This is a genomic window from uncultured Marinobacter sp. (assembly GCF_947488835.1).
In the GTDB taxonomy this organism is placed as follows: Bacteria; Pseudomonadota; Gammaproteobacteria; order Pseudomonadales; family Oleiphilaceae; genus Marinobacter.
This window is the reverse complement of sequence record NZ_CANLBK010000003.1, coordinates 23232-36384: the sequence shown is the minus strand read 5'-3', so window position 1 is coordinate 36384 and position 13153 is coordinate 23232. Positions and strand designations below refer to the sequence as shown.

The window sequence follows — 13153 nt, the reverse complement described above, 5'->3', positions numbered from 1 at the left end:
AGATCACCGCCAACGGTGTGCGGAACTCCTGGGACGCGATGCCCATAAACTGACTTTGGTGGAAGCTGGCATCCCGTTCTGCTTTGAGCTTGCTGGCGAGTTGGCTCCTGTCTAGTTCTTTGATTTTTTATTCCTGTATTCGGTAAACGGCTATCGCCGTGACCAACAAAATGAACGCAATCAATGCATGTAGCCAGATTGCATGGAACTCGCGATTGAGCGGCACAAGCCCCACTGCCGATAGCATGCCAAACAGAACTAATACAGGATTGCGGTAGTCCATAGGTCACATTTCCCATTCGCGCAATCAGGATAGAAGGAAGAGCGCTCTATCAAGTTCTACTGTGCGAGTTTTTCTGCAGCCTGGTTGGACGAGAACTGCCCTGGGCATCTATCAGCACGCTAAAGGGAATATTTTTCCCCAGTTTTATTCGGTCTGCGGCGGCGTGAGAAACCATAAGGCATGTCGCGAGTGCGGTGATTATCGAAAGCGCAAAGCCTACCGAGAGTGTAAAAACTGTCATGGACAGCGTGGAAGTTGGCGGGCTGATTCGCACAAGTAGGGGCAGGACAATGCATCCTTTTCTCGGCTCGCAAATATGTGCTTAGAGTGTCGTGGCTGGCGTTATTGCCCGCTGATAGTATTGAGAGGAGTGAGACTGACATCCCCAAAAACATTCCTGCACGCTCAACGGAGGCTCCGACGATGGAGGCGTTCGATCGGTCTCCGGTGCCGGTTTCGGTGTGCTCTACAAGCGCAATGGCTGGAGCGCCGACCTGGTGAGGGCTTGGAAACTCGGGGGTGGCGAGGCCCTGTCCGACGGCCAGCAGAAGAATCCACGATTTTGGTTCAACTTCGGCTATAGCCATTGAATGCCTCAGGCTAGTCTGGAGAAATGTTCGTTTGAGAGCTGAGATCGTCCTCCAGTGCTCACCTCAGACATGCTCTGGCGGTTGGCGTAAACGGCTTTCTGAGAAGAACCCCATCTGTAGGCAGAGCATCGCATGATGAGTGACATTGAATTTTCCGTGCTGGAAGCGCAACAGAACATCCATGAACTGATCGCCCAGCAACATCCTCTGGAACAGACATTGGACGCGATAGCCGTCTGGGTCGGCAGCATGATGCCCGGCGCGCTCGTATCCATCATGCAATTTGATCCGGCCACCAACAGCCTGAATCTGATGCCCAGCGAACGGTTTTCAGAACACTTTTCCCGGGTCATGCAGGATATTCAGGTGGCTGAGAACATGGGCACCTGCGGTACGGCGGCCTTTACTAAAGAATTAGTCATTACTGACAACATTCAGGAAGATCGCCGCTGGACGGGCTTCCATGACATCGCCTTGGAAGAAGGCGTTCGTGCCTGTTGGTCCATGCCGATTCTCACCTCGAAGAACGAACTCTTGGGCACCTTTGCAACCTACTATCGTGTTCCAGCTACCCCGACTGCGGGGGCTCAACGCAACCTAGCCCGGGCTGCCGCCCTGGTCGCCTTGGCCATCCTCCGACACCGGGATGCTGAGAACCACAGGACTCTCTCCGAGTGGCATCGGGCCCTGTTCGACAACCATCCGGATGGAGTATACACATTCGACCTCGATGGTCGCTTCCAGAGCTGTAACGAGGCACTGGAAAGAATTTCCGGCTATTCGGCGGATAGCTTACACGGTCTTCACTTCAATCTCTTTGTTGAGCCTGATTACCGCGAACACACCCAGGCCGCATTCGACAGAGTTCGAAACGGTGAAATCATCACTTACGAAACCATGGGCATCCACGCCTCCGGCTATTCCTACTTTCTGGAGGTCACCAACTTCCCGGTCACCATCCAAGGTAAAATCGTCGGTGTCTACGGTCTCTGCCAGGACGTTACCGATCGCAAACATCAGGGTTCAGATCTGCACCTGCTCAAGCGTGGCATTGAGGCAAGCCCTAACGGCATGCTGATGGTGGAAGTATGCAGCCCAGACATGCCAGTGGTCTATGCCAACCCCGCGTTCACCGAAATGACCGGTTACGCCCACGACGAGGTGATAGGGCGTAATTGTCGTTTTCTTCAAGGAGAAAACACCGCTCCGGAAGCACTTGAGGCCATACGGCATGGAATACGCCACAAAACTGAGGTCAATGTCGAGCTAGTCAATTACCGAAAGGACGGAACACCTTTCTGGAACCACCTTCGGATCAGCCCAGTGTTCGATAATGACGGCCTGTGCACACACTTTATCGGAACTCAGCAGGATGTTACCCACCAAAAGGAGCAGGAAGCTCAGATTATCTACCAAGCCACCCACGACTTGGTTACCGGATTGCCCAATGAAGTCTCGTTTCAAGAAAAGCTGCGAGAAACACTGGTTGTGGACGGAGGGCGTAAAGCATTGGCTGCCCTGTATCTTGACCTCGACGGATTCAAGCCTATTAATGACGAGCTGGGGCACCATGTCGGGAACCAGGTGCTCATAACCATTGCTCGACGACTCATAGCCCTGGCAGCGCCTGACGCGACCGTTGCCCGATTAGTTGGGGATGAGTTTGGTCTACTGCTACCCGGGTACACGAGCAGGAAAGAAGTCATCCAACTAACCGAACGCATACTGGCAAACCTTGCACAACCGATCGACGTAGACGGCCAAATGGTTCACATCAGCGCCAGTATCGGGATCGCCTGCAACAGTGTGCCTCTAAAGGCCCCTCATGAATTGCTCCAGTTTGCAGACATTGCCCGGGAGCGGGCCAAGCGTCAGGGTAAAAACACCTGGCATTGGCATAGTGGCCAGAAAGTCGAGCGCAGTCACAACAGCGTGAACCTGAGGCATGATCTTCATACTGCGCTGAAGGAAAACCAGTTTGAACTCCATTACCAGCCACTGGTGGACGCTGTCACTGGACACATGCGCAGTGTCGAAGCCCTGGTGCGATGGCACCACCCTATCAAAGGGATGATCCCCCCGGGTGACTTCATTCCTCTGGCCGAGCATACCGGCCAGATTGTGCCCCTCGGCCTCTGGGTCCTTAAGCAAGCCTGCATGGAGATCGCAGACTTTAATGCTCACCGGGAAAGGGGGCTGCGAGTTGCCGTCAACATTTCATCTTTACAGTTCATCCGTGGCGGCTTTTTGGATGACCTTCGCCGGATACTGGCAGAAACGGGCCTTTCGCCCCAACTGCTGGAACTGGAGGTAACGGAAAGTGTTCTTCTGGACGGTGCGGGGCCTGTGATCGAACTGATGGAAACCCTAAAAGAATTGGGCATACGTGTGGCCCTGGATGATTTCGGAACAGGCTTTTCCAGCCTAAGTTATCTTCGGGATTTGCCCACTCACAAGGTAAAGCTCGATCGAAGCTTTGTGGAGAAAACCACAACCGATCACCGGATTGCTGCTATCGTTCAGGGCGTGATTACCATGGCCCATCACATGGATATGATCGTGGTTGCGGAAGGGATAGAAACCCGTGAGCAGCAGGACGACCTTGCTCGCCGGCACTGCGATATCCTGCAGGGGTATCTGTTTGCCCGGCCAATGCCTCTGGCTGAGTTGAAAAAGCTGCCTGACCTCTTGCCGGAGGGTACCGGGACATAACGATGATGCATATTTTCTGACGTTCCCTATGAGTCAGGGCAGTAGTCATGTGAGAAGCACGAATGATTTGCGAATGGGCCTGTGCAGTTAGATCCCTCGCTTCTTTCGGACTTTGAAAAGCTACAAGCTTGAGCCGCGGTCGGCTGAGAATGAGTGGATACGAGCATTCCTGAACGACTGCCGAGGCTGAATACCTGTTACGTTGGAGGTAATCTTGTCATCAACGCAATGAAGGACGGCGATTTATATCTATCAAGCGAATGACTGAAAAAGAACTTCCTAATTGTCGCCGGTTCCGGGCAAGAAATAAGGGTCATGGTCGCTCCCTGCATCACCGGGATGACCGCTGTGAGCCTCTTCATCCAGGGCGGACCTACAAACCCTTTCAGCATACCGTCCATTGCAGCTGAGGGCAGCTTTAAAATACTGTCCGGGATTAGTTGACCACTACATCATGCTGAATTTATCGAATAGCGAAACCCTAGGCCACCTTCCACAAGGCCTTCCTTGGCCTCTCTTCGACAGTTTGTTCGGTATCGCTGTTCATATGTTGGCGCTCTAAACATCATTTTGTTGTTTATTTACAAAGTAATAGGCAAAAGTAAGAGTTTTGAGAGGATTGAGAATGGCGGGGTCTTTTTTTTTTGCGCAGACTGATAGCACGAGTAGAACTATATGCTTAAGCTCGTGCGCGGCTAGAAATAATTATTCAAAGAACCAAGAGATAGCTGTGTCGCGCGGAAGCAGTCTGTTAATAAAAACTAAGACAACGTCCGGTCTCGGAGACCTTTGCCATGTCAGCGCTTCAACTACGTATTGTTACCTCAGCCCAAATCATCGAAACCCACGCGCTGGATGCGTTTTTGTCGCTTCCTGTGGAAACCAATGCGACCTACGCCATTGTGGATGCAGATACACAGGAACCGGTCAGCAACCTGGTGTTGAAGAAAAAAGACGATGCGCTGGTAATAGAGATTGACGATGAGCCGGTGGCGCAGCTTGAGCAGTTTTACGACGCCGACCAAGGTGCTGTGTTCGAAGTCAGCGAGGCGGGCAACATAAAGCAGGTTACCGCAGCGGATCCGGTTGTCGAAGGTAGTGATATCGTCTGGCAGGCAGCGGACTCATCGGATCTGGATCCCGCTGCCGTGTTCCTGGGTGGCGCAGCGTTTCTGGGTGGTGCTCTGATCGCACAATCCAGCCACGGCGGCGGTCATGACGAAGACACTCCAGAGGTCAACACCGTAGTAGGTCAGGTAGTGGCAGGCCCGGTATTGGCGGGCAACGATTTAAAGGTAGGCGTTTATCAGGCCGACGGTATCACCGAGCTGGGCCAAAGCCTGGTGGATGCTGAAGGGCGCTTCAGCGTCGCCGTGGGCAGTTATCGCGGTGTAGTGATTGCGCAGGCGATAAACACCGGCGCGAGCAATGATCACCTGGACGAAGCCACCAATGCTCCGGCCAACCTCAACGCTGAGCTGTTTACCGTTGGTGCGATTACCGAAGCAAGCAGCACGTTAACACTGAACCTGAACGCCCTGACCACCATCGCTTATCACAAAGCCTTGGAAGCAGCCGGCGGTGACCCCCTCCAGGCGGACGATGTAGCGGCCATTAATAAGGCTATCGCGAACGCCTTCGGCCTCAGTGATCTGCATAACCTCCCAGTCGTCACCGTGAACGGTGACACCAGTTTTGATACCAGCGATGGCATCAGTGAAAGCGAAGCCTACGGCATCTTGCTGGCCGCCTTCTCAGGTGCCGACCTGGATAATGGCGGCGACAGCCAGGCCACCATCGATGCACTGGTCGCGGGAATCGATCTTAGCGGCGGCGTGGCCACGCTTAGTCCGGCAGCGCAAGCGATTCTGCTAGTTGGTGCCATCGTGGCCGGCCAAACGGGTGACGCAGTGGCCGATTTGTTTGGGGCAAATTCGGGTGTTAGCGGTGTCAGCGAAGCAAATCGGGAGGCGATCACTAACGCACTCAACGAGATGCGGGCGGATACAGTGCCAAAGCTGCAGGCGATTGTTGATGCAGTGGATGCGGTACGCGAAGGTGCATCTGGCGGCACGCCGCCCACGCAAGCAGAGCTTGAAATTCTTGGCATCACCGGCTTAACGCCTGAAAATCTCACGGCGGTGCAAGCCGGCATTGCGGCCACGGCTGATGATGGCAGCGAAGTTGGCACTCCCGGTAAGTTACAAACGCTGGTAACCACAGTGGTGGTGGCCGAGGCTGGCGCGGCGATGAGTGGCGCTGCGGCAGGTGAAAGGGCGCCGACCCAGGCTGAGTTTGAAGCCTTGGGCATCACCGGGGTGACGCCTGAAAACCTCACAGCGATGCAGGCGGCGATTGCGGACACGGCTGATGATGGCAGCGGTGTGGATACTCAGGCCGAATTGCAGGGGATTGTTGATGCGGTGGTCGCTGTACTTGCGGGTGCGGCTGGCGGCACGCCGCCGACCTTGGCTCAGTTGCAACTGCTGGGCGTTGTGGGCGTCACCGAAGGCAACCTGGCGGCGGTGCAAGCGGCGATTGGCGCCACCGCTGATGATGGCAGCGAGGTTGATACCCTTGCAGAGCTTCAGGCCGTGGTGACACCGGTGGTGCTAGATGAGGCGTGGGCCTCAGTGCGTGATGGTGCGGCCGGTGGCACACCGCCGGATCAGGTTGAGCTTGAGGCGCTTGGTGTCATAGGTGTCACGCCGGAGAACCTTGCCGCCGTACAAGCGGCGATTGCGGCGACCCTCGATGACGGCACGGAAGTGGATACCCAAGCCGAGCTGCAGGCGCTGGTCGATGCGGCTCAAGCGGTGCTAACCGGCGCGGCCGGTGGCGAAGCGCCCACCCCGACTCATTTAGAGACCTTAGGGATCACCGGCGTCACGCCGGAGAATCTTGCCGCCGTGCAAGCGGCGATTGCGGCGACCCTCGATGACGGCACGGAAGTGGACACGCAAATTGAGCTGCAAGCGCTGGTCGATGCGGTTCAGGCGGTGCTAACCGGCGCGGCCGGTGGCGAAGCGCCCACCCCGACTCATTTAGAGACCTTAGGCATCACCGGCGTCACGCCGGAGAACCTTGCCGCCGTGCAAGCGGCGATTGCGGCGACCCTCGATGACGGCACGGAAGTGGACACGCAAGGTGAGCTGCAAGCGCTGGTCGATGCGGTACAGGCGGTGCTAACCGGCGCCGCCGGTGGTGAGGCGCCGACCCAGGTTCACCTGGAGACACTGGGCATCTCCGGCGTGACACCGGAGAGCTTGGCCGCGGTGCAAGCAGCCATTGCCAACAGTGCCGACGATGGCAGTCAGGTCGATACTCGCGCCGAGCTGCAAACGCTGGTCGAGGCGGTGCTGGCGGTGCGCGAGGGTGCGGCTGGCGGCACGCCGCCGACCTTGGCTCAGTTGCAACTGTTGGGCGTTGTGGGCGTTACCGAAGGCAACCTGGCGGCGGTGCAAGCGGCGATTGGCGCCACCGCTGATGATGGCAGCGAGGTTGATACCCTTGCAGAGCTTCAGGCCGTGGTGACACCGGTGGTGCTAGATGAGGCGTGGGCCTCAGTGCGTGATGGTGCGGCCGGTGGCACACCGCCGGATCAGGTTGAGCTTGAGGCGCTTGGTGTCATAGGTGTCACGCGGGAGAACCTTGCCGCCGTACAAGCGGCGATTGCGGCGACCCTCGATGACGGCACGGAAGTGGATACCCAAGCCGAGCTGCAGGCGCTGGTCGATGCGGCTCAAGCGGTGCTAACCGGCGCGGCCGGTGGCGAAGCGCCCACCCCGACTCATTTAGAGACCTTAGGGATCACCGGCGTCACGCCGGAGAATCTTGCCGCTGTGCAAGCAACCATCGCCGCCACGGCTGACGATGGCAGCGGCGTCGATACCCGCGCCGAGCTACAGGCCTTGGTCCATGCCGCACAAGCCGTGCTGACCGGTGCGGCCGGCGGCACCGCGCCGACCCAAACCGAACTGGAAACGCTGGGCATCACTGGTCTGACGCCGGCCAATCTGGCCGCCGTACAAGCGGCCATTGCCGCCACCGTTGATGACGGCAGCGAGGTCGATACCCCAGCCGAGTTGCAGGCCCTTGTCACGGCGGCAGCGATCGTGCTTGAAGCGGCCGCTGGCGGCACGGCGCCGAGTCAGGCTCAATTGGAGACTCTGGGCATCGCCGGCATCACGCCCGAGAACCTTGCTGCGGTGCAGTTCGCCATTGCCGACAGCGCCGACGATGGCAGCCAGGTCGATACTCGCGCCGAGCTGCAAGCGCTGGTCGAGGCGGTGCTGGCGGTGCGCGCAGGTGCGGCTGGCGGCACGGCGCCGACCCAAGCGCATTTGGATACCTTGGGCATCACCGGTGTGACCCTGGACAACCTTGCCGCGGTACAAGCGGCGATTGAAGCGACCGCGGATGACGGCAGCAGAGTGGATACCCGCGCCGAGCTGCAAGCGCTGGTGGATGCTGCACAAGCGGTGTTGACCGGTGCGGCCGGCGGCACAGCTCCGACCCTGGTGGATCTTGAAACGCTAGGCATCACCGGTGTAACGCCCGGCAACTTGGCCGCTATGCAGGCGTTGATCGCCGCTACCGCCGACGATGGCAGCGAAGTTGACAGCCCTGCCGAGCTGCAAGTATTGATTGGCGCGATGGCGGCCGTGCTCGAAGGCGCGGCTGGCGGCACGGCCCCGACTCAGGCGCATCTGGAAACGCTGGGCATCACCGGCGTAACGACGGAGAACTTGGCGGCAGTGCAGGCGGCGATAGCCGCTACAGCTGACGACGGCAGCGAGGTTGATACCCGCACCGAGCTACAGTCGCTGATCGATGCGGCTATACCGATACTGGCCGAGTTGGGTACCGATCTGGCCGACGGCGTGCTCAATGCCGATGAGGCGGTCATCACCACCTTCCGCGTGACCTTGCCGACCGCCGGCGCCTTCGAAGCGGGTGATCGCGTCGAGCTACAACTCGACGGTGCGGCTTTTGCCCCGGCCAAGTTCACGATCTTAAGTGCGGGCGACTTGGCACAGGGCTACGTCGACATCGACGTAGTGGCGGCCGAGCTGGGCGCCGATGGCGAGCGCTCCCTGACCGCGCAGGTTAGCAATGCGGCCGGTACCGTGAGTATTGCCAGCGGCGACATCGCCTTCACCCTCGATGCCACCGCGCCGAGCATCACCGGCATCACCCTGGGCGCGAACGGTGCCCAGAACGGCTGGCTTGTTGACGGCGATATGGTCACCGTCACCGTCACGCTCGACGAGGTCGTGACCGTCACCGGTAACCCGCAACTGACCCTCGATATTGGCGGCAGCCCCGTGCAGGCTACTTACACCACCGGCAGCGGCAGCAACACGCTGGTGTTTGAATACATCATCCAAGCTGGCCAATCCGACCTCGACGGTATCCGCATCAACGCCAATAGCCTCAACCTCAACGGTGGCACCGTCCGCGATGCCGCCGGCAACGCCGCCGTGCTCAGCCACAGCGCTGTCGCCGATAACGACGCCTATAAAGTGGACGCCATCGCGCCCACAGTGGCTGCCGTCAGCGTGGCCGACGGCAACTGGGCCATCGGCGACACGGTGGCGGTGACGATCACTGCCACCGGCAACGAGACCGGCCTGATCCTCACCTCGGCCCAATTCAACGGTCAGACCCTTGCCAATGTCACCGATAATGGCGATGGCACCTACACCGGCACCTACACCGTGGTCGAGGGCGATGCCGATGTCGCCAACGGCGGCAGCGCCGTCACCGAACTGGCTTTCACCGACCCGGTTGGCAACGTGGGCGCGGCCACCACCAGTGTGGTACTTAACGGCGAATCAATCGACGCCAATCGGCCGGTAGTGATCCTGCCGGCGGTTTCCGTGAAGCTTGAGGCCACCGGCGTCACCGATGGAGGTGACCGCAGACCACAAATCACCGCGGTGGGCAGCGATGGCGCCTACGTGGTCACCTGGGAGGGTGAGGACGCCGATGGAGATGACAGTATCTTTGTGCAGCGTTTCAATGCCGACAACACCACCACGGGCAACGCGCCGGTGCAGCTCGTAGCCAACGGCCTCTACGGTGAGAGTAACAAATACCCGCAAATCGCCGCGGTGGGCAGCAGTGGCGCCTACGTCGTCATCTGGTACGGCCGTGACAGCAACGGTGATTACAGCATCTTTGTGCAGCACTTCAATGCCGACGGCACCACCGCCGGCAGCGGCCCAGTGCAACTCGAGGCCATTGGCAATTCAGCCGGCGCTGACGAAGACCCGCAGGTGACTGCGGTGGGCAGCAGCGGCGCTTACGTGGCCACCTGGGCAGGTGACAACAGCAATAACGACGGCAGCACCACTAACGACCATACGAGCGTCTTCTTGCAGCGCTTCAATGCCGACGGCACCACCAACGGGGCGATAACGCAGCTCGACGCTAACGGCGACGCCTTGGGTGATAATTCCAGCCCGCAAATCACCGCGGTGGGCAACAGCGGCGCATTCGTCGTGACCTGGCAAGGCGATGACGTGGATGGCGATAGCATCTTCGTGCAGCGCTTTAATGCCGACGGCACCACGGTTGGCGCGCAAGTGCAGCTCGATACGTTCGGTTACGATTATCAACCGCAGGTGACTGCGGTGGGTAACAGCGATGCCTACGTGGTCGCTTGGACAGGTGATAACAGCAGCGGCACTCTGAGTATCTTCGTGCAGCGCTTCCAGGCCGACGGAACCACCGATGGACCGATGACGCAGCTCGACGGCATCGGGGTTCATAACATCGACCCGCAAATCACTGCGGTGGGTGACAACGGCGCATTCGTCGTGACCTGGGAGGGTGGGCTCGAGGGTGGCGATGCCTGCATCTTCGTGCAGCACTTCAATGCCGACGGCACCACCACGGACAACGCGCGAGTACAGCTCGAGGCCATCGGCAACTCCAGTCTTTATGTTTCAGAAGCGCAGGTTACCGCGGTGGGCAGCGCCGGGGTCTATGTAGTTACTTGGCAAGGCGAAGACGCTGAGGGCGATGACAGCGTCTTCGTGCAGCGCTTTAATGCCGACGGCACGATCACCGGCAACGCTCCGGTGCGGCTTGAGGGTATCGGCAGGACCGATGGTAACGATAGGGACCCACAAGTCACCGCGGTGGGCGACGACGGCGCCTTTCTCGTCACCTGGTACGGCCGTGACAGTGACGGTGATTACAGTATCTTTGTGCAGCGCTTTAACGCCGAAGGCCACAGGGTGATGGGTTTCGATGACGACGGCTTTGTGGTGAGGAACGTCAATGACGACAGCAGTGCAGATCTGAGCGTTAACGCCGCTGGCATTGACGTTGCCAAGTTCCCGGTAAAGAGCACTGAGCCGGGTACCATCTATCTGGTGCATGGCAGTGTCACAGTTGATGGCGAAGTTGACATCACCAACGCCGCTACCGATCTTTGGGTGTCTGCCGCCGTTACCGAGGCCGGCGTCGATGCGCTGCTCGCCACCAGCGGCCTGCGCGATGGCGACTACGTGGTCTACAGTGTCGATGGCGCCGGCAACCTCTCAGTCGCCTCGCCCGTGGCGCTGACCATTGACACCGTCCCGCCAATTCTCACCGGTGTTGCTCTCAGCGGTGCCGACGGCGCCCAAAACGGCTGGCTCAATGAAGGCGACGTGCTCAGTGTGGCAGTCTCCTTTGATGAGGCAGTCGACGCGCTCGGCAATCTCCAGCTGACACTCGATATCGGCGGCACCAACGTGCAGGCCGTATACGCCTCCGGCAGCGGCAGCGACACCTTGGTGTTCGAGTACACCATCCACGCTGGCCAAACTGACCTCGACGGTATCAGCGTCCTCGCCAACAGCCTCAGCGGCGGCAGCATTGCCGACATCCACGGCAATCCCGCCACGTCGATCGCGCACGACGCTGTGGCCGCCAACGAGGCCTATAAAGTCGACACCACCGATCCCACGGTGGCAGCAGTCAGCGTGGCCGACGGCAGCTGGGCCATCGGCGACGCAGTGGCGGTGACGATCACCGCCGCCGGCAACGAGGCCGGCCTGACCCTGTCCTCGGCACAGTTCAACGGCCAGACTCTTAGCAATATCACCGATAATGGCAACGGCACCTACACCGGCACCTACACCGTGGTCGAGGGCGATGCTGATATCGCCGACGGCGGCAGCGCCGTCACCGAGCTGGCCTTCACTGATGCCGCTGGCAACAGCAGCGAGCGGGTGACCAGCGTCACCCTGAGCGGCGAATCGGTGGATGCCACCCGCGCCAGCATCACGGCTGTGGCCATCAGCAGCGCTACCGGCCTCCAGAATAACACCCTCAACGCTGGCGATGTTGTGAGCTTCACTGTCACTCTCGACGATGTGGTAACCGTCGCCGGCAGCCCGCAGCTGACGCTGAACATCGGTGGCAGCGCCGTGCAGGCGAGCTACGTTTCTGGCAGCGGCGGCACAGAACTGGAGTTCCAGTACACCATCCAGGCTGGCCAAACCGACCTCGACGGCATTGCCATCGACGCCAACAGCCTCAGCCTCAACGGCGGTGCCATCACCGACGCCGCCGGTAACGCCACGCTGCTCCAGCACGATGCTGTGGTCGATAACGCCGGTTACTTGGTCGATACCACGCCACCGGCGGCTGCGGTCACGGCCAGCACGATCGAACCGAGCGAAAGCGCCGTGGTGCAAAGCAGCGAGACCGGCACGGCTTATTTGGTGCACAGTAGCGTCGTGGTCAGCAGCCTGACCGACATCACCGGCGCGGCCGACGAGCACTGGAACTCGGTGGCCATCAGCGCCGCTAACACCGCTACCAATCTAGCCGCCACTGGCTTAGCGGCCGGCGATTACCGCGTTTACACCACCGATGCGGCCGGCAACCTGTCGGTTGCCTCGGCCGAGACGGTGACCGTAGTTGAGCCACCTGTGGATACCTCGATTGTGGTGTTCGATATGGTCAACGGGGTGAGCTCCGATCACAGTGGTCGCGAGTTCCAAGAGGGCGTCGAGTACACCATCTACATCCGAGTGGATTCCGATTCATGGAGGTTACACGACACCCCGCAGACCGGCGCGCACGCCGAGGCGACTTGGGGACAGTGGACCGGCGGTGCGAACCTCGGAACCCTTGATAGGATCGTGCTCGTCGGCGACGGGGCACCGGTTGTTGGTCTGAAGGCTCAGGAAGTGAATGGAATGGAAAATCTCATGACGCTGACTTTCAAAACCGGCTCGGGCGAAGCGGTGATAATAAAACCATGGGGGGACATCACACGAGTTACGTCGTCAGCATCGTCAGCGAGAGGCCTCTGGAGCGGAGCTTGGAACGGCAATCCCAATGCCGACGATGGCTTTACCAGAGCTTATCAGACGGCCATAGCCACCGGTATTCTCACCTCTCAGGGCTTGGTGTAATGCGGCCCTGAGCCAACGCCGGGTTCGCCCGGCCCATTGCACCCGCCGGCAGACTAATAGCTTGCCGGCGAGTGCAATGGTTCTTGAGTTAAAATTAATTGCCAAAACCGAGAGTTCTGAGAGTTTTGAGAATGGCTGGCGTTGTT

General features: G+C 59.3%; 3 protein-coding genes. 2 read left to right on the top strand and 1 reads right to left on the bottom strand.

Annotated features, from left to right (window positions below; translation table 11 throughout):
• Nucleotides 1–127 precede the first annotated feature (127 nt).
• Entirely contained in the window at nucleotides 128–283 is a 156-nt protein-coding gene (locus tag Q0824_RS11700) for a hypothetical protein (RefSeq protein ID WP_298450578.1), read from the bottom strand.
• A gap of 722 nt (nucleotides 284–1005) precedes the next feature.
• On the opposite strand from Q0824_RS11700, the gene Q0824_RS11695 reads away from it, so the two are divergent.
• Nucleotides 1006–3585 carry an EAL domain-containing protein gene (locus Q0824_RS11695; protein WP_298450575.1) on the top strand — a complete coding sequence of 860 codons (2580 nt, stop codon included), beginning with the start codon at nucleotides 1006–1008 and terminating at the stop codon, nucleotides 3583–3585.
• A gap of 794 nt (nucleotides 3586–4379) precedes the next feature.
• Nucleotides 4380–13007 (top strand): Ig-like domain-containing protein, encoded by an 8628-nt coding sequence (locus Q0824_RS11690; RefSeq protein WP_298450572.1) that lies wholly within the window; start codon nucleotides 4380–4382, stop codon nucleotides 13005–13007.
• Nucleotides 13008–13153 lie beyond the last annotated feature (146 nt).